Origin of the sequence: Providencia lanzhouensis (genome assembly GCF_050469745.1) — a bacterium.
Taxonomy (GTDB): Bacteria; Pseudomonadota; Gammaproteobacteria; order Enterobacterales; family Enterobacteriaceae; genus Providencia; species Providencia lanzhouensis.
In genome coordinates, this window is the sequence record NZ_CP174123.1 from 1,152,422 (window position 1) to 1,174,750 (window position 22,329).

Annotated in this window: 18 protein-coding genes; 12 read left to right on the forward strand and 6 right to left on the reverse strand. The window is 43.8% G+C overall.

Features of this window, described 5'->3' with window-relative positions:
- Nucleotide 1: 1 nt before the first annotated feature.
- From kdpC to kdpF, 4 genes are read right to left on the reverse strand one after another with little or no spacing between them, the layout of a single operon-like run.
- The gene (kdpC, locus tag ACIH2S_RS05260) at nucleotides 2–595 is read right to left on the reverse strand and encodes a potassium-transporting ATPase subunit KdpC (RefSeq protein WP_036947836.1); all 594 of its coding nucleotides are present in this window, start codon (nucleotides 593–595) and stop codon (nucleotides 2–4) included.
- A 10-nt stretch (nucleotides 596–605) separates the two neighbouring features.
- Nucleotides 606–2,669: a potassium-transporting ATPase subunit KdpB gene (gene kdpB, locus ACIH2S_RS05265; RefSeq protein WP_036947835.1), complete on the reverse strand. Its 2,064-nt coding sequence runs from the start codon at nucleotides 2,667–2,669 to the stop codon at nucleotides 606–608.
- Between the two features lie 13 nt (nucleotides 2,670–2,682).
- Nucleotides 2,683–4,386: a potassium-transporting ATPase subunit KdpA gene (gene kdpA / locus ACIH2S_RS05270; RefSeq protein WP_108479378.1), complete on the reverse strand. Its 1,704-nt coding sequence runs from the start codon at nucleotides 4,384–4,386 to the stop codon at nucleotides 2,683–2,685.
- Nucleotide 4,387: 1 nt separating this feature from the next.
- On the reverse strand, nucleotides 4,388–4,477 hold the full coding sequence (kdpF, locus tag ACIH2S_RS05275) for a K(+)-transporting ATPase subunit F (RefSeq protein WP_071524944.1): 90 nt from the start codon (nucleotides 4,475–4,477) through the stop codon (nucleotides 4,388–4,390).
- A 451-nt stretch (nucleotides 4,478–4,928) separates the two neighbouring features.
- On the opposite strand from kdpF, the gene ACIH2S_RS05280 reads away from it, so the two are divergent.
- The 3 genes from ACIH2S_RS05280 to ACIH2S_RS05290 all read left to right on the forward strand — a co-directional run bounded on the left by ACIH2S_RS05280 (nucleotide 4,929) and on the right by ACIH2S_RS05290 (nucleotide 7,849).
- Nucleotides 4,929–5,135 carry a YbfA family protein gene (locus tag ACIH2S_RS05280; RefSeq protein WP_036947824.1) on the forward strand — a complete coding sequence of 69 codons (207 nt, stop codon included), beginning with the start codon at nucleotides 4,929–4,931 and terminating at the stop codon, nucleotides 5,133–5,135.
- A gap of 280 nt (nucleotides 5,136–5,415) precedes the next feature.
- A complete protein-coding gene (locus ACIH2S_RS05285; protein ID WP_154633954.1) occupies nucleotides 5,416–6,912 on the forward strand; it encodes a C69 family dipeptidase in 1,497 nt (498 codons plus the stop codon).
- A 193-nt stretch (nucleotides 6,913–7,105) separates the two neighbouring features.
- On the forward strand, nucleotides 7,106–7,849 hold the full coding sequence (locus ACIH2S_RS05290; RefSeq protein ID WP_036947820.1) for a type 2 GTP cyclohydrolase I: 744 nt from the start codon (nucleotides 7,106–7,108) through the stop codon (nucleotides 7,847–7,849).
- Between the two features lie 185 nt (nucleotides 7,850–8,034).
- Here ACIH2S_RS05290 and ACIH2S_RS05295 read toward each other — a convergent pair whose 3' ends face one another.
- Nucleotides 8,035–9,159: a multidrug effflux MFS transporter gene (locus tag ACIH2S_RS05295; protein WP_036947818.1), complete on the reverse strand. Its 1,125-nt coding sequence runs from the start codon at nucleotides 9,157–9,159 to the stop codon at nucleotides 8,035–8,037.
- Nucleotides 9,160–9,269: 110 nt separating this feature from the next.
- On the opposite strand from ACIH2S_RS05295, the gene ACIH2S_RS05300 reads away from it, so the two are divergent.
- On the forward strand, nucleotides 9,270–10,046 hold the full coding sequence (locus tag ACIH2S_RS05300; protein ID WP_108479380.1) for an AraC family transcriptional regulator: 777 nt from the start codon (nucleotides 9,270–9,272) through the stop codon (nucleotides 10,044–10,046).
- Between the two features lie 68 nt (nucleotides 10,047–10,114).
- On the opposite strand, the gene ACIH2S_RS05305 is transcribed toward ACIH2S_RS05300, so the two are convergent.
- The gene (locus tag ACIH2S_RS05305; protein ID WP_036947815.1) at nucleotides 10,115–11,401 is read right to left on the reverse strand and encodes a citrate synthase; all 1,287 of its coding nucleotides are present in this window, start codon (nucleotides 11,399–11,401) and stop codon (nucleotides 10,115–10,117) included.
- A gap of 652 nt (nucleotides 11,402–12,053) precedes the next feature.
- On the opposite strand from ACIH2S_RS05305, the gene sdhC reads away from it, so the two are divergent.
- From sdhC to sucD, 8 genes are all read left to right on the forward strand, one after another.
- On the forward strand, nucleotides 12,054–12,443 hold the full coding sequence (gene sdhC, locus ACIH2S_RS05310; RefSeq protein ID WP_004909059.1) for a succinate dehydrogenase cytochrome b556 subunit: 390 nt from the start codon (nucleotides 12,054–12,056) through the stop codon (nucleotides 12,441–12,443).
- Nucleotides 12,437–12,781, forward strand: coding sequence for a succinate dehydrogenase membrane anchor subunit (gene sdhD, locus ACIH2S_RS05315; protein WP_036947812.1), 345 nt, complete (start codon nucleotides 12,437–12,439; stop codon nucleotides 12,779–12,781). Before sdhC ends, sdhD begins: the two co-directional genes overlap by 7 nt.
- A 1-nt stretch (nucleotide 12,782) precedes the next feature.
- Nucleotides 12,783–14,549 (forward strand): succinate dehydrogenase flavoprotein subunit, encoded by a 1,767-nt coding sequence (gene sdhA / locus ACIH2S_RS05320; RefSeq protein WP_430248217.1) that lies wholly within the window; start codon nucleotides 12,783–12,785, stop codon nucleotides 14,547–14,549.
- 35 nt (nucleotides 14,550–14,584) lie between these two features.
- Complete coding sequence (locus ACIH2S_RS05325) at nucleotides 14,585–15,301, forward strand: succinate dehydrogenase iron-sulfur subunit (RefSeq protein WP_036947808.1); 717 nt, start codon at nucleotides 14,585–14,587, stop codon at nucleotides 15,299–15,301.
- A gap of 378 nt (nucleotides 15,302–15,679) precedes the next feature.
- On the forward strand, nucleotides 15,680–18,487 hold the full coding sequence (sucA, locus tag ACIH2S_RS05330; protein WP_108479382.1) for a 2-oxoglutarate dehydrogenase E1 component: 2,808 nt from the start codon (nucleotides 15,680–15,682) through the stop codon (nucleotides 18,485–18,487).
- A gap of 14 nt (nucleotides 18,488–18,501) precedes the next feature.
- Complete coding sequence (gene odhB, locus ACIH2S_RS05335; RefSeq protein WP_036947796.1) at nucleotides 18,502–19,710, forward strand: 2-oxoglutarate dehydrogenase complex dihydrolipoyllysine-residue succinyltransferase; 1,209 nt, start codon at nucleotides 18,502–18,504, stop codon at nucleotides 19,708–19,710.
- A 132-nt stretch (nucleotides 19,711–19,842) separates the two neighbouring features.
- Entirely contained in the window at nucleotides 19,843–21,009 is a 1,167-nt protein-coding gene (gene sucC / locus ACIH2S_RS05340; RefSeq protein ID WP_006660449.1) for an ADP-forming succinate--CoA ligase subunit beta, read from the forward strand.
- Entirely contained in the window at nucleotides 21,009–21,881 is an 873-nt protein-coding gene (sucD, locus tag ACIH2S_RS05345) for a succinate--CoA ligase subunit alpha (protein ID WP_036947794.1), read from the forward strand. The genes sucC and sucD overlap by 1 nt, the downstream gene beginning before the upstream one ends.
- Nucleotides 21,882–22,329 lie beyond the last annotated feature (448 nt).

A 22,329-nucleotide genomic window follows, 5' to 3' on the forward strand; every position in this document is an offset into this window, starting at 1 on the left:
CTCAGAGATTTTGGCTGTTAGCTTCCCGTTGATAGGTATCAAGGGCAAGGTTTAACTCTAATACGTTGACGACTGGCTCTCCTAAAAATCGAAACAGAGGAGATTGCGTATTGTCAGATATAAGCGATTTTACCTTGTCTATCGATAACTGTCTGTTTTTAGCAATACGCGGTGCTTGATATAACGCAGCGGCAACCGAAATATGGGGATCTAGCCCGCTGGAAGAGGCGGTCAGTAAATCCACAGGCAGAATATCACCACCATCGGGTTCATGCTGTTTCAATGCGACCGAGCGTTCAGTCAATTCTTTGGTTAACAGTGGATTACTGATAGCAAGGTTACTGCCACCGGAAGCCAGTGCGTTATAGGGCATTTCTGCGGTCACGGACGGGCGACCATAAAAGTAATTGTCATTTTGGTAAGACTGCCCAATCAACGATGAACCGATAATGCGATTATCTTGTAGGATCAGTGAACCCATCGATTGAGTTGGAAAAATGACATTAGCAAGCCCCGTCACGAGTAGCGGATAAGCAATCCCAGTTACCAGCGTTAACAGAACTAAAATCATCAATGAAGAACGAAACATGCTCATAATAGGCTCCTTAAATACCAAACAAGCTGATGAACATATCGATAAGTTTGATCCCCACAAATGGGACAATCAATCCGCCTAACCCATACAGGCTCAAGTTACGCTGTAAAAGTGATTGAGAACTCATTGGGCGATAATTTACCCCTTTTAATGCCAGTGGAATTAAGAACACGATAATCAAGGCATTAAAAATAACCGCCGACAGCAATGCCGATGCAGGTGAGTGCAAATGCATAATATTCAAGGCATTGAGCTGCGGCCATGTGACCGCAAAACAGGCCGGAATAATCGCGAAGTATTTGGCAATATCGTTGGCAATACTGAATGTGGTCAATGAGCCGCGAGTCATCAGCATTTGTTTACCAATATGCACCACTTCAATCAGCTTGGTTGGGTTGGAATCTAAATCCACCATGTTACCGGCTTCTTTCGCCGCTTGCGTACCCGAGTTCATGGCAACCGCTACATCTGCTTGTGCTAATGCAGGGGCATCGTTGGTGCCGTCTCCTGTCATGGCGACTAAGCGACCTTCCGATTGATATTGGCGGATTAACGCAAGTTTTGCTTCGGGGGTGGCTTCAGCTAAGAAATCATCCACGCCTGCTTCTGCCGCGATTGCCGCTGCGGTTAGGTGGTTATCCCCCGTGATCATCACAGTCTTGATTCCCATCGCACGCATTTGTGCAAAACGCTCTTTCATGCCGCCTTTGACGATGTCTTTGAGCGCCACCACGCCGAGCACTGTTTGGCTATCAACCACCACTAACGGTGTTCCCCCTGTCTGCGCCACTTGTTCAACAAGTTTGTCGGCTTCTACTGGGAATTTGCCGTGGTTAGCTTCTACATAGCGGCGAATAGCGTCAGCAGAACCTTTGCGGATCATGCGTTCGCCGACGTTTACACCGCTCATGCGCGTCATCGCAGAGAAGGGCACAAAGGTGGCGTTCATGGCGTGAATATCACGCTCGCGTAAATTGAATTTCTGTTTTGCAAGCACCACAATACTGCGCCCTTCAGGGGTTTCATCTGCCAGAGACGAGAGTTGAGCAGCATCCGCTAATTGTTGCTCCGAAACTCCACTTAACGGTAAAAACTCAGAGGCTTGACGGTTTCCGAGGGTGATGGTCCCCGTTTTGTCCAGTAACAGGACGTCAACGTCTCCCGCTGCTTCCACAGCGCGCCCGCTGGTGGCAATCACGTTAGCGCCCAGCATGCGGCTCATGCCAGCAACCCCAATGGAAGACAGTAGCCCGCCAATGGTGGTAGGGATCAAACAGATCAGCAGGGCAATCAGTACAATGATAGACACTGCGCCACCTGCACCTGCGTATTCTGTAGCAAACAAGGTGAATGGATACAATGTTGCACAGACTAAAACAAAGATAATGGTCAGTGCGGTTAATAAGATAGTGAGCGCGATTTCATTGGGAGTTTTACGGCGTTGCGCGCCTTCCACCATGGAGATCATGCGGTCTAAGAATGTTTCCCCCGGGTTAACCGTACATTCGACGATCAGCCAGTCAGAAAGTACGCGGGTTCCTCCTGTGACTGATGAAAAATCGCCACCGGATTCACGGATCACCGGCGCGGATTCACCTGTAATGGCACTTTCATCCACTGATGCGCCGCCTTCAATCACTTCACCATCACAAGGGATGGTTTCCCCTGCGCGGATCAGGACGATATCGCCTTTGCGTAGTTGGTCTGAACTGACCATTTCTTGTGGCGCATCAAGAGAGGCAGTCGCCAGTTTAGTGGCACGGCTTTGCTGTTTGACGCCTTTTAAACTCTGAGCTTGAGCCTTACTACGACCTTCCGCTAAAGCTTCTGCAAAGTTGGCAAACAGCACCGTAAACCATAGCCATAAAGTGACCATGCCACTAAACCAAGCATTGCCTTCACTATAGCCAGCGACCATCGCTATCCATAATAAAGTCGTAATAATACTGCCGATGTAAACCACGAACATGACTGGGTTACGCCATTGTGCTTGTGGTGTCAGTTTTTTAATGGCATCAATTGTCGATTGGCGAACCAGTTTGCTATCAAATAATTGTGTTTTTTGATTTTTCATTTTTTCACCCTCATTATGCCGCTAACCAAATTTGCAGATGTTCCGCGATTGGCCCTAACGCAAGCGCAGGGACAAAAGTCAGCGCACCAATGAGAAGAACAGTCATGATTAATAAACCGATAAACAGTGGACCGTGTGTCGGCAATGTCGCAAGGCTAGCCGCTTGTGGTTTTTTCACTGCCATAGAGCCTGCGATAGCTAATACAGGGAAAATCACACCGAAACGTCCGAGGAACATGGCTAATGCCAGCATCACGTTGTAATACGGCGTGTTCGCGCTTAATCCTGCAAATGCACTGCCGTTGTTGTTGGCTGCGGATGAGAAAGCGTATAACACTTCGCTAAATCCGTGAGCGCCAGGGTTAAGAATGCCGGCACGTCCTGCTTCGGTCATCAGTGAAATAGTGGTACCAAGTAGCACTAAAGTTGGCGTAACAAGAATTGCCAGTGCCACCATTTTCATTTCACGTACTTCGATTTTTTTACCGAGGTATTCAGGAGTACGACCAATCATCAATCCCGCTAAGAACACGGCAAGTAAAACAAACAGCAACATGCCGTATAAACCTGAACCGACTCCACCAAAGACAACTTCACCAATTTGCATCAGCCACATAGGAACCATGCCACCTAATGCAGTGTAAGAATCGTGCATTGAGTTCACAGCACCACAAGATGCCGCGGTGGTGACGACGGCGTATAACGCAGATCCTAATGTGCCAAAGCGGTTTTCTTTCCCTTCAAGGTTAGCGGTGCTGCTTGCGTGCAACTCGCCTAAGAGTGGGTTGCCGACATATTCTTCATGGATCACAACGGCGGCGGCAATCACGAAAATAATCGCCATTGCCCATAACAGGGCGTGACCTTGCTTGTTATCACAAACGGTACGACCAAAAGCAAAGCAAAGTGCCGTTGGAATAAGGAAGATAGCCAGCATTTGAACAAAGTTGCTTAATGCCGTTGGGTTTTCAAATGGGTGAGATGAGTTAGCACCAAAGAATCCGCCACCATTGGTCCCTAATAATTTGATGGCTTCTTGGGAGGCTACAGGCCCCATTGGTAACAGTTGCGGCGCACTATCAAGGTTGCTACTCAAAACATAAGGGGAGAAGTTTTGAATAACCCCTTGGCTGACAAAGAATAACGCAAAAATAATGGCTAATGGCAGCAGGAGATACAGCGTGATACGCGCTAAATCAACCCAAGCATTACCAATCGTTTTGCTGCCGTGGCGTGAAAATGCACGGATAAGTGCAAACACGACGGCTATCCCTGTCGCTGCCGAAAGGAAGTTCTGTACGGTTAACCCGACCATTTGGCTCAGATAACTTAGGGTATTTTCTCCACTATAAGATTGCCAGTTGGTATTGGCCACAAAACTAATGGCTGTGTTGAAAGCTAAGTCCCAGCTCATTCCCGGATAATGTTGAGGGTTGAGCGGTAATGAGCCTTGGCACATTAAAATAACGAATAGTAAGCCAAAACCTAGCAGGTTAAATAGCAAAATGGCGATGGCATATTGCCAGTAATTCATCTCAGGGAGATCGCGTCCCACTTGTTTGATACCGCTTAATCGCCAAAATACGGATTCACTTTTGGCAATAGCACGCGGCATATCACCATCAATCAGATAAGCAATAAAGTTGCCGAGTGGTTTTGCTAACAGCATCAGAACCAGTAAAAAACTGGCGATCAATAAAAACGCATAGGTGGCCATATCAGAAATTCTCCGCGTTGAGCAGGGCATAAATCAGATAAACCAGCAGTACAACAACAAGAACTGCCCCAGAAATGGAAAGTAGTGACATTGTTATCTCCTTATTATTTCCATTGCGCTAGGTTAGGCATTTGCTTGTAAAGAAGCTGATAAAAAAACAAGGTGGGGTGTAAAAATAGTATAAAAATGCCCAATTAAAATCGCCTCGTGATGATAGAGGGATTCTCTAAGTATAGTGTGTTAATTAAATGTAATTTATTTGTTTGTTTTATACGGTATCTTGCTACATTTTGTAATAAAGCAACGAAACTGAGTCAAAAAGTTAATTTATTTTATATTTAAGTGGTCAGATGAGTAGTTTAATTACACAAATTGCGCTATTATAGATTCCGTTAATGAAGATTAACCTTGGTGTTCGATTTTAGTGCCTCTTTGATGATTTACGTTCAATGCGAATTGAGTTAAATGTGAATTAAGTAAAATAGAAGTAAAGAGCAAGACTGGAATCGGCAAAATTAAGTGGCTACTGAAGGAGGATATCGATGTCCACATATCAAGAATATTCCCGTAATCAGGTACTTTTACGCCGCACTGCTGCTGTAACAGCTGGCATTATTGCGTTTCCGGTTATGGTTTTTTACCCAAAAAGAGCAAGATTTTATAGCTACCTGCATAAAGTCTGGGCTAAAACGAGCGATAAACCTGTATGGTTGGCTAGCTCGGAAATGACGATGGAAAGCCATCGTTAATCAGTGATTCAATTCACTAAAAAGATATCCCTACAATAATTTAATTGTGGGGATTTTTTTATATAAAAATCATAATAATTAATTCCTATACTTCAATGTTATTTAAATTAAAGCCATGTTATTTAATTTGAAATTTAAATAAATTAACTTATTTGACACTGAGAAGTGAATCACGGTAATTGTCTTTGTCTCATTGCTAATATCCATTCCCAATAAAATTAGATTTTATTTTATTAAAATCCAAAAGATATTTAATTATAAATAGCAAATGAGGAATATCATGATTCTATTTAAAAAATGTGTTATCGCATTGTCAATTAATATCGCATTAATATCATCGGGGTTGGCCTGTACCACGCTACTTGCAGGCAGTGAAGCCACGAATGATGGCTCGCTAATTATCGCGAGAAGCGCTGACAGCAGTGCATTAAAGGCTCAGCATTTTGTAATACATCCAGCAAAGAAAAATCAATCCGGAATATACAGTACAAAAGAACATAATGGTGCTAATAATTTTACCTACCCATTACCAAAAAATTCATTACGATATACAACTGTGCCAAATTGGAAAACACAATTACATGGTGCAACTGGATTTAATGAATTAGGTGTAGGAGTTAGTGGTACCGAATCTATATTTGCTTCTCCTAAAGCATTAGCGTTTGATCCCTATGTTGAAGAAACGGGAATTACCGAAGATGATATTCCAGATGTACTTCTTTCTCGTGCAAAAACAGCCCGTGAAGCGGTGGAGCTTTTAGGTGATATTATTGAAACCCAAGGTGCTGGTGAAGGTTTTGGTGTTGCTGTCGTCGATAAAAATGAACTGTGGTATTTAGAAACAGGGACGGGGCATCAATGGATGGCTCAAAAAATTGCAAAAGATAAATATTTTGCAACGGGTAATCAGGGGCGTTTACAAGCATTTGAGGTGAATAATCCCGATATGCTTGGTTCTAAAAAACTCGTTGAATTTGCAGTAGAAAAGGGTTTATACAACCCTGCTAAAGATGGCGCATTCAATTTCTCTAAAGCCTATACGCGTGATGATGAGCGTGATCGTGATTATAACGACCCACGAGTTTGGATCATTCAGCAGCAGTTTAATCCGTCGTTAAAACAAGATATTACAGATGGTCGAAATTTTGCGCCTTTCTTAACTCCAGAGAAAAAAGTGTCTGTCGAAGAAGCGAAAGCCATGCTACGTAATCACTTTGAAGGCACGGAGCATGATCCGTATACCAACGGCTTAAATGGAAAAGAGCCATGGCGACCAATCAGTGTGTTTAGAACCTACGAGGCTCATGTGATGCAAGTACGTCCGGAGCTACCGCAAGAAATTGGTGAAGTGACATATGTTGGTCTAGGAATGGCTGATTTGACCGCGTTTGTTCCTTTCTATAGTGGGTTAGAAGCTTATCCAAAACATTATGGTATTGGGACAGACAAGGCAGACAGCGATTCTATTTATTGGAAATACCGTAAGTTACAAACATTAGTGATGACGGACTACCCTAAATTGGCGCCTATTGTTAAAAAAGCCTATCAAGAGTGGGAAGCGAAAACGGCGTTAGAGCAAAAAGCCATGGAAGTGAATTATTTAAAAATGGCGAAAACAGATAAAGCCGCCGCCAATAAAATGCTTAACAAATTTAATTTGGATGTGATGGCAAGCGCCGAGAAGTTAACTGAGGATTTAACTAACCAACTTTTCACTATTCGAACTGAAGATATTCAATCTGATATTTTCTTTGCGAATAAATCTAAGAAAGACTAAAAATAGTCGCAATTCTGTAAACTAAAAAAGGCTCTCAGTGAGGAGCCTTTTGTTTAATTCTCTCTCTTTCAAATTTAACTGAATTCTTCAGCTTGTGTGAGTTTGCCAATAAATACAGCAGAAAAAAATGTCATTTACGTTTATGCTAATTGAATACGAATATGTAGGAATTCAGTAGGTAAAGGACACGATTATGCATAATTTTAAGTTAGAAGAACTGATTAACGACGAGCTGAAAGTCAGTGAAATCCAAGACTATGCTCCAAATGGATTACAAGTAGAGGGTCGTCCCCACGTTAAAAAAATCGTGACAGGCGTGACGGCTTGCCAAGCATTATTGGATGAAGCGGTCAGACTCAATGCCGATGCTGTGATTGTGCATCATGGCTACTTTTGGAAAAACGAACCGGCCATTATCAAAGGCATGAAAAGAAATCGCCTAAAAACGTTACTGGCGAATGACATTAACCTGTACGGTTATCACCTACCATTAGATGCTCACCCAGTATTAGGCAACAATGTGCAACTGGCTCATATTATGGGCGTGCAAGTCAATGGCAACATTGAGCCACTGATGCCATTTGGCTTTTTCGACCAACCCATTACCCCAGCGGAATTAACCCAACGTTTAGAAACACGCTTAGGGCGCAAAGTATTGCATTGTGGCGACAACGCCAAAGAAGAAATTCGTCAAATTGCATGGTGTACTGGCGGTGGTCAGGGCTTTATTATGCAAGCGGCGGAGTTTGGTGTAGATGCCTTTGTGACTGGGGAAGTGTCAGAACAAACTATTCATATCGCAAGAGAAATGGGGATCCATTTCTACAGCGCAGGGCACCACGCAACAGAGCGTTATGGGATTAAGGCGTTGACGGAGTGGTTGAATGATAATCATGAGGTAAATGCTACCTTCATCGATATCGATAACCCCGCCTAATTTTTTTCGTCATATTTCGCGCTGTAGCGTTGTTGGCTTCACTCACTAACCCTAGTCACATACTTTTGTATGCTCCTAGGGATTAGCTCATTTGCCGCCTAGCTACAACGCGAACTATTTAGAAAATAGCTATGTAATAAAGATAATTTGATTTTTTTCCGTTAAATATCAAATTTAAGTTTGATTTAAGTCCGGTATTTTAAAGCCACTAAAACCAGAATTAAGCTTGAAGTGATAAGCACTAAACCTAGGTTTTGAACCTCGCCGGCGGCCATTAATCCGAGAGCTAATCCTAAATAGTAAAACAAACCTAAAATTGCGCCGGCGGTGCCTTTTCTGTCTTGATAATGATCCAGAGCGTGCGCCAAAATATTCGGGATTGCGATCCCATATCCCACCACAATGCCCATTATTGGTAGCACAAACCCAATATGACCTTGTAATAGATAAACTAAGCCGCCGCTGATTAAAGAAACGCCACTTGCCAGTTTAACGAGCTTTTCGGGTGACCACTTTTTCGTCAATAATGTGCGATTGATCAGCGAACCGAGACCAACACCAAACGCTAACAGAATTCCAGTTAGACCAAATTGTTGTTGGTTGAACGCTAATTGCTCAAAAATGAAAGGTCCAAGCTGATAGTAACTGAATAAATTAATGTTGAAAAATGCAATCAACATCACATTTTGGAAAATTCGTTTATCCCCTAACATGTGTAAAAACGTGGTTAAAAATGGGGTTTTGATCACGTTCTGTGGTTTGGTCTCAGGAAGCTTATAACATGACCATAACAAAAGTATGGCGGCTAAAAGAGCCAAACCCATAAAAACGGCTCGGTAACTACCTAGCCAAACTAAGCTGGCACCGAAAATCATCCCAAGCGCGGGGCTTATCGCTAAGGCGATACCCATCACAGAGAAAACTTTGGCTAACGTATGACCTTGAAAACTGTCACGCATCATGGTTTGTGTGCCAATAGAACCTACCGCAGCGCCAAACGCAGATAACATACGCAGTAACAGTAACCCATAGAAATGTGAGACAAAAAGTGTGCTTACAGAGGCAATTCCATACAGAAATAACCCAAGCAAAATAGTGGGACGACGACCAATCACATCACACATTCTGCCCCAAAATACGACACCAAAAGCGAAAGAAAAGAAATACAGCGAAAGTGTTTGAGAGGCTTGCTCGGCATTCACCTGAAATGCAGCCGCAATATCTGTTAACGCAGGGCTATATAGGGTTTCGACAATTTGCGGAAACATCATCAGCGCTATTGCTAAAGATAATGAAAGTACGCGCTCCATATTGATTTACCTATTTATTTTCAATGTGTGTGGAATGGCGCAAAGTTTAGTGGCTTTTTATTTGTCTTATTACAATAATAAAGACAATAAATATCAAAAAAGAGACATTTATGGCGTGGTTATTACAGACGGATGAGTTTCAAACTCACTGGTATGATACCCCCGTATTGGGGATTGCAGCCCAAATGGGGCAACATGATTCAGGAGCGCATACCCATGAAATGGGGCAGTTATTATTTACACAACAAGGCTGCATTCGCATTAGCTTACAGAATGAAATTTCGTTACTACCGCCAGGGAGAGTCGCGTGGATCCCACCATTTACACAGCATCGAGCACAAATGCGAGCTTCGGTAGGGTATCGGTCTGTTTACCTAAGCCAAGAATATGCAGAGCAAATCTCTGATCAGGTGTCTATTTTAAGTATCTCTCCTTTGCTTCGAGAACTGTTGGAACGCATCGCGGTGGCGCCTTTTGAGAGTGACTGGCGAGAAGGGAGACTAGCAAGGTTACTTCCTGTTTTTATTGATGAATTACAATGTGCAACAAAGGAACCTACTCTACTTTCTTTACCTCAAGACCGGCGTTTTAAGTCCCTTGACCTAGAGCGACTTCCTCCGCCTCTAAATCAATTAGCTCAAACGGTTGGTGCCAGTGAGAAAACGATTACTCGAGTTTTTCTAAAAGAGACAGGAATGAGTTATCAGGCGTGGCGACAACAATGGCGGTTTATCAAAGGGATAGAGTTATTAGCACAGGAGAAAAGCTATGGATTTATTACTCAAGAGTTAGGTTTAGCCAGTGACAGCGCATTTATTAGTTTTTTTCGCAAAATGAGCGGGATGACACCGCGGGAATACAGCGGTGAATCAAGACTAAAAAAATAGAATAAATATAGAATATTAGACATTTAAAAGCCCCGAATCTTCGAGGCTTTAGTGATGAGTGAGTTAAATTATTTTTTGTCTAACTCAGAACTGAATTCACGTCTGTCGTAGCCAGTATACAGTTGGCGAGGACGCGCAATTTTCAGACCTTCATCGTGCATTTCGTTCCAATGTGCAATCCAACCAATGGTACGTGCAATCGCGAAGATAACAGTAAACATTGAAGATGGAATCCCCATTGCTTTCAGGATGATACCTGAGTAGAAGTCAACGTTAGGGTACAGTTTCTTCTCAATGAAGTACGGGTCGTTCAGTGCGATACGTTCTAATTCCATGGCCACTTCAAGCAGACTGTCATTTAGACCCAGCTCGTTCAGTACTTCATGGCAAGTTTCACGCATAACGGTAGCGCGTGGGTCATGGTTTTTATAAACACGGTGACCGAAGCCCATTAAGCGGAAAGAGTCATTTTTATCTTTTGCACGTTCGATAAATGCTGGGATGTGCTCAACGGTTTGAATCTCTTCAAGCATACGTAAGCAGGCTTCGTTAGCGCCGCCATGAGCAGGCCCCCACAGAGACGCGATACCTGCTGCAATACATGCAAATGGGTTAGCGCCGGAAGAACCTGCGGTACGGACTGTCGAGGTTGATGCGTTTTGTTCGTGGTCAGCGTGTAGGATCAAAATACGGTCCATTGCGCGCTCAAGTACTGGGTTAACCACATATTCTTCACATGGTGTAGAGAACATCATGTGCAAGAAGTTACCCGCGTAAGATAAATCATTACGAGGATAAACAAAAGGTTGGCCGATAGAGTATTTATAACACATCGCTGCAACGGTCGGCATTTTGGACAGCAGACGGTAAGCGGTGATTTCACGGTGACGAGGGTTATTAACGTCTAATGCATCGTGGTAGAACGCTGCTAGAGCACCTGTTACCCCACACAGAACAGCCATTGGGTGAGAGTCACGACGGAAACCATTAAGCATCCGAGTGATTTGCTCATGGATCATGGTGTGGCGAGTCACCGTGTTTTTAAATGTATTGTACTGTTCTTGGGTTGGAGCTTCGCCGTATAACAGGATATAACAGACTTCAAGGTATGAGGCTTGAGTGGCGAGTTGATCAATTGGGAAACCACGGTGGAGTAGAACGCCTTTATCACCATCGATATAGGTAATTTTTGACTCACAGGATGCGGTAGAAGTAAAACCGGGGTCGTATGTGAAGAACCCTTTAGAACCTAAAGCTCGTACATCGATAACATCTTGGCCAATGGTCGGGCTTAGGATGTCTAGTTCGAAATCACCTTTACTTCCAGTCATTATCTTAGCTTTGTTATCAGCCATTTACGGTCTCCTTAGCGCTTGATAATCCACACTCAACAACCCAGAACTCAGCGTTATACTGCGTCTTTGAGCATTGTTCTATCGGTGTGTTGAGAAAATCAGCGGGATATCACATAAAACCTTGAAATCCGGCAACCAATATCAATACCGATAACAATGTGGTTAGGTTGTTTGCGAGTGTATAGGGCGTTATGTTCTTTTTTTGTTGTTTTCTCTACAATATCATTATTTGTGGTAAGGGAAACAACTTTCATAACTTTTGTTTATACTTGCATACTCATTCACATTACTACACGACTCTGGGTCATCCGTAACGTATTCAGATAAATCTGTCAGGCATATATGTAAGATAAATGTTGAATCATTGTCAAATAAGATAAGCACATTTATATAAAATGTTTAAATCGTGATCCTTCTCACTGTTCGGGCTAAATGTCTCCAAACCTTTTGTGTGGGAATTGTAATAGCAATGTGAAGACTTTATACTGGCGCCAGGTCTCCGGATTACCCTGAGTAGGAGTTCCCAGCGTGATCAGTATGCAACTTTATTCAAACATGATGGATTAAAGTTTGTGTTAAGTTGCATTTTGTACCCCTGTCGCTGTCTGATTTCCACCCCAGGTCCGGAGGATGGAAAATAATAAAGAGCTGTGTGGGCAAAATTGTGAAAAAACAAAGACCTGTCAACCTTGATTTGCAGACGATTCACTTTCCGATTACTGCAATATCGTCGATCTTGCACCGTGTCTCTGGCGTCATTACTCTCATCGCAGTTGGTATTCTGCTTTGGTTGCTAGGGACTTCTCTCTCCTCTCCAGAAGGTTTTCAATACGCGTCTGAAATAATGACTGGCTTTTTTGCCAAGTTCATTCTTTGGGGGATCTTAACAGCGCTGGCGTACCACATTTGTGGTGGTATTCGTCATATGCTGATGGATTTCGGTTGTGTTGATGAAACCCTTGCTGCGGGCAACTCATCCGCAAAAATTACATTCGTAATTACTGTAATTCTGGCAATTCTGGCGGGGATCTTAGTATGGTAAGTAATGCATCAGCTTTAGGCCGTACTGGTATCCAGGACTGGCTGCTAATCCGTGGTTCGGCGATCGTTATCGTCCTCTACGTACTCTACATTGTTGGCTTCGTAGCAATTAATGATATTACCTATGAAGTATGGCGTGGCTTCTTTGCCTCCTCTGTGACCAAAGTATTCACCATCCTCACATTGTTCTCAATTCTTGTGCATGCCTGGATTGGTATGTGGCAAGTACTGACTGACTATGTTAAGCCGCTGGCGATTCGCTTAGTGCTGCAACTGGCCATCGTGGTTGGTTTACTGGCTTACTTAATTTACGGAACAATTGTTGTGTGGGGTGCATAAAATGAATCTGCCAATCAGAGAGTTTGACGCTATCGTTATCGGTGCGGGCGGTGCAGGTATGCGCGCAGCACTACAAATTTCTCAACAAGGCCTATCTTGTGCTTTGTTATCTAAAGTTTTTCCAACTCGTTCTCATACTGTGTCAGCGCAAGGTGGTATCACTGTTGCACTTGGTAACACACACCCTGACAACTGGGAATGGCACATGTACGACACCGTTAAAGGTTCCGACTATATCGGTGACCAAGACGCTATCGAATACATGTGTAAAACAGGACCGGAAGCTATCCTTGAATTAGAACATATGGGATTGCCTTTCTCTCGCCTTGATGATGGACGTATTTATCAACGTCCATTCGGTGGTCAGTCTAAGAATTTCGGTGGCGAGCAAGCGGCACGTACTGCTGCGGCAGCTGACCGTACTGGTCACGCACTGTTACATACTTTGTATCAGCAAAACTTAAAAAACCACACTACGATTTTCTCTGAATGGTATGCACTGGATTTAGTGAAAAACCAAGATGGCGATATCGTAGGTTGTACTGCAATCTGTATGGAAACGGGCGAGCTGGTTTACTTCAAAGCGAAAGCAACCATCTTAGCAACTGGCGGTGCAGGTCGTATTTACCAATCCACCACTAACGCACACATCAATACGGGTGACGGTGTTGGTATGGCCGTACGTGCTGGCGTTCCATTACAAGATATGGAAATGTGGCAGTTCCACCCAACGGGTATCGCTGGCGCAGGTGTTCTGGTCACAGAAGGCTGTCGTGGTGAAGGTGGTTACCTGCTGAATAAAGATGGCGAGCGTTTCATGGAACGTTATGCACCAAACGCGAAAGACCTTGCTGGTCGTGATGTTGTTGCACGTTCAATCATGATTGAAATTCGTGAGGGCCGTGGTTGTGATGGTCCATGGGGTCCACACGCGAAACTGAAACTGGACCACTTAGGAAAAGATGTTCTGGAATCTCGCTTACCGGGTATCCTTGAATTATCTCGTACTTTTGCTCACGTTGACCCAGTTAAAGAGCCAATCCCAGTTATCCCAACTTGTCACTATATGATGGGTGGTATTCCAACTAAAGTGACGGGTCAAGCAATTCGCTATAACGAAAAAGGCGAAGACGAAGTGATTCCGGGTCTGTTTGCTGTGGGTGAGATTGCTTGTGTATCTGTACACGGCGCTAACCGTTTAGGTGGTAACTCCCTACTTGACCTCGTAGTTTTTGGTCGTTCTGCTGGCTTACACTTAAATGAATCCATCATGGAACAAGGTTCAATGCGTGATGCGTCTGAATCAGACATCGATGCAGCAATGGCTCGTTTCAATCGTTGGGAAAATGCGCGTACGGGTGAAGATCCAACTGATATCCGTAAAGCGCTGCAATCTTGTATGCAGAACAACTTCTCCGTATTCCGTGAAGGGGATGCAATGGCGAAGGGCTTAGAAGAACTGAAAGAAATCCGTGAACGTCTGAAAAATGCGCGTCTGGATGACACTTCAACTGAGTTCAATACCCAACGTATCGAATGTTTAGAGCTGGATAACCTGATGGAAACTGCTTATGCAACTGCACAAGCTGCAAACTTCCGTACAGAGAGCCGTGGTGCTCACAGTCGCTTTGACTTCCCAGATCGTGATGATGCAAATTGGTTATGTCACTCATTATATCTACCGCAATCTGAAACGATGACTCGTCGTGAAGTGAACATGCAACCTAAGTTGCGTGAAGCCTTCCCACCGAAGATTCGTACTTATTAATGCGTGGTGTTAATCCAGTTGCGGAGAAATAAACTATGAAACTAGAATTTTCGATTTATCGCTACAATCCTGATGTAGACAATGCGCCACGTATGCAAGATTACACCCTTGAAGTGAAAGAAGGGCGTGACATGATGCTGCTGGATGCGTTAATTCAGTTAAAAGAACAAGATCCAACACTCTCATTCCGTCGTTCTTGCCGTGAAGGTGTATGTGGTTCTGATGGTCTGAACATGAACGGTAAAAACGGACTGGCTTGTATTACGCCATTGTCTGCTTTAACCCGTAGTGGTAAAAAAATTGTGATCCGTCCATTGCCCGGTCTGCCAGTGATTCGTGACCTGATCATCGACATGACGCAATTTTATACTCAATACGAAAAAATTCGTCCGTATCTTCTTAATGATAATAAGAATCCGCCGGCGCGCGAAAACTTACAGCTACCAGAACAACGTGAAAAACTTGATGGTCTTTACGAGTGTATTCTGTGTGCATGCTGTTCAACTTCATGCCCATCTTTCTGGTGGAATCCGGACAAATTTATCGGTCCTGCAGGTCTGCTCGCTGCCTATAGATTCTTAATTGACAGTCGCGATACTGAAACAGATTCACGATTAGATGATCTGAACGACGCTTTTAGTGTTTTCCGCTGTCATAGCATCATGAATTGTGTCAATGTATGCCCTAAAGGACTAAATCCAACGAAAGCTATCGGTCACATTAAGTCTATGTTATTGAAACATAGCGCCTAAATCGATACAGCCTGCGGCGCTTAGGTGCCGTAGGCTAAATTTGGATAGCACAAAATACGTACTTAAAGTAAAAAATAAGCGTAAAGTAAGTATAAGTCTTAAATTGAATCACTGAAACGTAAAGTAAAAAGTCAAAAAGTGAAAGTAAAAAGCCAACTGCAAAACAAGATGAAGACACTTGCGAAAGCAAGGAACCTTTAAAAACCGTAGACAGTTTTTAAAGGTTCCTTAAAAGGGAAACCCTTAATTGATAAGAGGGACTCCCAAAGTGAGAACATGCAAAAAGCACGTCCAAGAGAACCTTTATCGAGGTCGCTTAAATGCGGCGATTAGTTAACCACGGCGAAAACTAAAGCTTATAAAGCTTAAGGGATCACAATGCAGAACGGCGTAATGAAGGACTGGCTGGATTCAAGCTTTCTGGCAGGCGCGAACCAGTCTTATATAGAACAGCTCTATGAAGATTATCTGACTGACCCTAATTCCGTAGATGTCGAATGGAGAGAAATCTTCCAGCAACTACCTGGAGCGGGTAATAGCGGTGAGCAATTACATTCGCAAGCACGAGACTACTTCCGTCGCTTAGCAAAAGATTCTACCCGTTACCACACCTCTGTTAGCGATCCAACGATCGATGCAAAACAAGTTAAAGTTTTGCAGCTCATCAATGCCTTCCGCTTCCGCGGACATCAAAATGCAAATCTCGACCCGTTAGGACTTTGGAAACGCGAAGCCGTTCCAGATCTGGACCCTACATTCCATAACCTAACCAAAGAAGATTTCGACGAAACTTTCAACGTGGGTTCATTTGCAATTGGCAAAGAAACCATGAAACTCAGCGAACTATATGACCACCTGAAACGCATCTATTGCGGTTCCATTGGTGCGGAATATATGCACATTACTAACACAGAAGAAAAACGTTGGATCCAACAACGTTTAGAGTCTGTGAATGTTGCGCAGCAATTTTCTAAAGAAGAAAAACGTCGCTTCTTAGCTGAATTAACAGCAGCAGAAGGTCTTGAGCGTTACCTTGGTGCAAAATTCCCAGGTGCAAAACGTTTCTCTTTAGAAGGTGGCGATGCACTGATCCCAATGCTGAAGGATCTTATCCATCATGCAGGCAAACAAGACACTCGTGAAGTGGTGCTTGGTATGGCGCACCGTGGCCGCCTAAACGTCCTGATCAACATTCTGGGTAAAAAACCAGCCGAATTATTTGATGAATTTGCTGGTAAGCATAAAGACCATTCAAGCGCAGGTGACGTTAAATATCACCAAGGTTTCTCTTCTGATTTCGAAACGGCGGGTTCCCGTGTTCACTTAGCACTGGCATTTAACCCATCACACTTAGAAATCGTAAGCCCAGTGGTTATCGGTTCTGTACGTGCTCGCCGTGACCGTCTGGACGAAGGTCGTAGTAATATGGTTCTGCCAATCACCATTCACGGTGACTCAGCAGTAACTGGTCAAGGTGTTGTACAAGAAACCCTGAACATGTCTCAGGCTCGTGGTTATGAAGTTGGCGGTACCATGCGTATCGTTATCAACAACCAAGTTGGTTTCACAACCTCAAACCCGAAAGACACGCGTTCAACAGAATACTGTACTGATATCGTGAAAATGGTGCAGGCGCCTATTTTCCACGTTAATGCTGATGACCCTGAAGCGGTTGCATTCGTGACTCGCTTAGCCTTAGATTTCCGTAACACCTTTAAGCGCGATGTGATGATCGACTTAGTGTGCTACCGCCGTCATGGACATAACGAAGCTGATGAGCCAAGTGCAACTCAGCCAATCATGTACCAAAAAATTAAACAGCACCCAACCCCACGTAAAATCTACGCAGATCGTTTAATCGAAGCTGGCGTGGTTTCTGCGAATGAAGTCACTGAAATGGTTAACCTGTATCGTGACGCGTTAGATCGTGGTGACTGTGTTGTTGAAGAATATCGTGAAATGGGGCTGCATTCTTACACTTGGGAACCGTACTTAAATCATGAGTGGAATGAGCAATACAAATCTAACTACGATATTAAACGTTTAACTGAGTTAGCGACTAAGCTGAGCACGATCCCTGAAGGTATCGTTGCGCAATCTCGTGTTGAGAAAATTTATTCTGACCGCGCTGAAATGGCGAAAGGCGAAAAATTACTTGATTGGGGTGCGGCAGAAACTCTGGCTTACGGTACGTTAGTTGATGAAGGTATTCCAATCCGTTTATCTGGTGAAGATGCGGGGCGTGGTACGTTCTTCCACCGTCATGCAGTTGTTCACAACCAAACTAATGGCTCTGTTTACGTACCTCTGCAAAATGTTCATAGCGGCCAAGGCGTATTCAACGTTTGGGACTCTGTTCTGACTGAAAACGCAGTATTGGCATTTGAGTATGGCTATGCAACAACTGAACCGCGCGCGCTGACTATTTGGGAAGCTCAGTTCGGTGACTTTGCTAACTGTGCGCAAGTTGTTATCGACCAATTCATTAGCTCTGGTGAGCAAAAATGGGGTCGTATGTGTGGTCTGGTTATGCTACTGCCTCATGGTTATGAAGGTCAGGGTCCAGAGCACTCATCTGCACGTTTAGAGCGTTACCTGCAACTGTGTGCAGATCAAAACATGCAAGTGTGTGTGCCATCAACACCGGCCCAGGTTTATCACATGTTACGCCGTCAAGCACTGCGCGATATGCGTCGTCCTCTGATTGTTATGTCACCTAAGTCACTGTTACGTCATCCATTAGCAGTTTCTAGCATGGATGAGCTGGCGAATGGTTCATTCCAACCAGTTATCGGTGAAATTGACGAAATTAATCCGAAAGATGTGAAACGCGTCGTTATGTGTTCCGGTAAAGTTTATTACGATTTATTAGAACAACGTCGTAAGAAAGAGCAAAAAGATGTGGCTATCGTGCGTATTGAACAGCTGTATCCGTTCCCACGCGAAGATATCCAAAAAGTATTCGCTCAGTACGCTCATGTGAAAGATTTCGTTTGGTGCCAAGAAGAGCCACTAAACCAAGGTGCTTGGTATTGCAGCCAGCACAATTTCCATGAAGCTATCCCAGCAGGCGCAACTTTACGCTATGCGGGTCGAGCAGCTTCTTCTTCTCCAGCAGTTGGTTATACCTCCGTTCACCAGGAACAACAAGCGGCCCTGGTTAATGACGCTTTGAACATTGCATAATTAAAGGATAGAAAATGAGTAGCGTAGAAATTCTTGTTCCCGATCTTCCTGAATCCGTCGCTGATGCAGCGGTTGCCACATGGCATAAAAAACCAGGTGACAGTGTTCAGCGTGACGAAGTTCTGGTTGAGATCGAAACAGACAAAGTTGTTCTTGAAGTTCCTGCAAGTGAAGCAGGTGTTCTGGAAGCCATTATTGAAGAAGAAGGCGCAACTGTTTTATCTAAACAGTTACTAGGTCGCATTCGTTTAGGCGATAGCACAGGTATCCCTGCTGAAGTTAAAGAAGCAGCACCTGCACCAGCAGCACGTCAAACGGCGAGCTTAGAAGAAGAAAGTAATGATGCGCTGAGCCCAGCGATTCGTCGTCTGGTCGCTGAACACAACCTGAACCCTGCGGATATCAAAGGGACTGGTGTTGGCGGTCGTCTGACTCGTGAAGATGTTGAAAAACATTTAGCAGCTAAACCAGCTGCGGCACCTGCGGCTCAAGCACCAGCTGCAGCTCAAGCACCATTAGCTCACCGTAGTGAAAAACGTGTTCCGATGACTCGCCTGCGTAAACGTATTGCAGAGCGTCTGTTGGAAGCGAAAAACAGCACGGCGATGTTAACAACCTTCAACGAAATCAACATGCAGCCTATTAAAGACCTGCGTGCACAGTACGGTGAAGCATTTGAAAAACGTCACGGTGTACGTTTAGGCTTTATGTCTTTCTACATTAAGGCGGCGGTTGAAGCACTGAAACGCTATCCAGAAGTGAACGCTTCTATCGATGGTTCGGACGTGGTTTACCATAACTATTTCGACATCAGTATTGCGGTATCAACACCGCGTGGCCTGGTAACCCCAGTTCTGCGTGATGTGGATGCAATGAGCATGGCTGATATCGAGAAAAATATTAAAGAGCTGGCTGTCAAAGGTCGCGACGGTAAATTAACTGTTGAAGATTTAAGTGGCGGTAACTTCACTATCACTAACGGTGGTGTGTTCGGTTCTCTGATGTCTACTCCAATCATTAACCCACCACAAAGCGCAATCTTAGGCATGCATGCCATCAAAGACCGCCCAATGGCAGTTAATGGTAAGGTAGAAATTCTTCCAATGATGTATTTAGCGCTGTCTTATGACCACCGTTTAATCGATGGTCGTGAATCAGTTGGCTTCTTAGTGGCTATCAAAGATATGTTGGAAGATCCAACTCGTTTACTGCTAGACGTATAGAAACATAACAGGGCAGGGGGACAACCTGTCCGGTCTGAGGTAACCGATGCAGCCAGTTCGCTGGCTGCTAAATCTGTAACAATTGCAAGGGGCGATAAACGCTCCTCCAGACTCAATTATGGATAGAACATCATGAATTTACACGAGTATCAGGCAAAACAGCTTTTTACACGCTATGGTTTACCAGCTCCAACTGGTTATGCCTGTTCATCAGTAGAAGAAGCAGTAGCTGCGGCGAAAAAAATCGGTAATGGTCCATGGGTTATCAAATGCCAAGTTCACGCAGGTGGACGTGGTAAAGCTGGCGGCGTAAAAGTTACAAAAGATATCAATGACATCCGTGAATTTGCTGAAAAATGGTTAGGTAAGAATCTGGTTACTTACCAAACTGATGCAAATGGTCAGCCGGTTAACCAAATTTTGGTTGAAAGCGCGACTGACATCGCTAAAGAACTGTATTTAGGTGCAGTCGTGGACCGTGGTACACGTCGCGTTGTATTCATGGCTTCAACTGAAGGCGGCGTTGAAATTGAAAAAGTTGCTGAAGAAACACCAGAACTGATCCACAAAGCCGTTATCGATCCGCTGACTGGCCCAATGCCATATCAAGGTCGTGAACTGGCATTCAAATTAGGCTTAACGGGTAAACAAGTTAGCCAATTCGCTAAAATCTTCATGGGCTTAGCAACCATGTTCTTAGAGCGTGATTTAGCGCTGATCGAAGTTAACCCATTAGTTATCAATACTGAAGGCGATTTAGTTTGCTTAGATGGTAAATTAGGCGTGGATAGCAACGCTCTGTATCGTCAAGCTGAAATGCGTGAAATGCACGATCCATCTCAAGAAGATGCACGTGAAGCTCAAGCGGCTAAGTGGGAACTTAACTACGTTGCTCTGGATGGTAATATCGGCTGTATGGTTAACGGTGCGGGCCTTGCAATGGGTACCATGGATATCGTTAAACTGCACGGCGGTGCGCCAGCTAACTTCCTTGACGTTGGTGGCGGTGCAACCAAAGAACGCGTAACTGAAGCGTTTAAAATCATTCTTTCGGATAAGAGCGTTAAAGCTGTATTCGTAAACATTTTTGGTGGTATCGTTCGCTGTGACCTGATTGCAGACGGCATCATTGGTGCAGTAGAAGAAGTTGGCGTGAATGTACCAGTAGTTGTACGTTTAGAAGGTAACAATGCAGAGTTAGGTGCGAAAAAACTGGCAGACAGCGGCTTAAATATTATCGCTGCAAACAGCCTGACAGATGCAGCTAAGAAAGCAGTAGCAGCGGCGGAGGCTAAATAATGTCTATTTTAATCGATAAAAACACCAAAGTAATTTGCCAAGGATTCACTGGCGGTCAAGGTACTTTCCACTCCGAACAAGCTATTGCTTACGGTACAAAAATGGTTGGCGGTGTAACGCCAGGTAAAGGTGGTACAACTCACCTAGGTTTACCGGTATTTAACACTGTGCGTGAAGCAGTAGAAGCAACCGGTGCAACAGCATCTGTTATCTACGTACCAGCACCATTTTGTAAGGATTCTATCCTTGAAGCGATTGATGCAGGCATCAAACTGATCATCACTATCACAGAAGGTATTCCAACACTGGATATGCTGACTGTTAAAGTGAAATTAGACGAAGCTGGTGTTCGTATGATTGGCCCTAACTGCCCAGGTGTTATCACTCCGGGCGAGTGCAAAATCGGTATCCAACCTGGCCACATTCATATGCCAGGTAAAGTTGGTATCGTTTCACGTTCAGGTACACTGACTTATGAAGCGGTAAAACAAACAACGGATGCAGGTTTAGGTCAATCAACTTGCGTTGGTATCGGTGGTGACCCAATTCCTGGTTCAAACTTTATCGATATCCTGAAATTATTCCAAGAAGACCCACAAACTGAAGCGATCGTGATGATCGGTGAAATCGGTGGTAACGCGGAAGAAGAAGCGGCTGCATACATCAAAGAGCACGTCACTAAGCCAGTTGTTGGTTATATCGCGGGTGTAACTGCACCTAAAGGTAAGCGTATGGGACATGCTGGTGCAATTATCGCTGGTGGTAAAGGTACTGCCGACGAGAAATTTGCTGCTTTAGAAGCCGCTGGCGTGAAAACTGTACGTAGCTTGGCTGATATCGGCGATGCTGTGAAGTCTATGCTAAACAAATAAGCGCAATATGAGCTTATAGCTCGTATCACGTAAGAGACGAAGCCCGTGCTTTCTAGGAAGCGCGGGTTTTTTTATGGCTAATAACTGTACTTATTTCATGTAATTTCTACTAAAAGCTTAAAATGTAGGGTTTTTAGTGAGTAATACCAAAATAAGTCAGCATAAATAGTACGTTTTGGGTAAGTTTATTATTGAATATGAAATAGCACAAAATGGGAAATGGTCTAATTTGATATTAGATCAATTTTTTTATTTTTAGATTATTTTGATTAACTGAATATAGGGCTTTTTTTACGATAATTATCTTTATTAATAAATAAAGTAATAATTTAGAAATGGGCTGCTATTATAAATAAGCATTCTTTTTTAGATTGAGAAAAACAAAAGTTATCATTTTGTTTTAATCTTATTAAAAAAGTAAAAAAACCTATATCAATTAAAATAACAG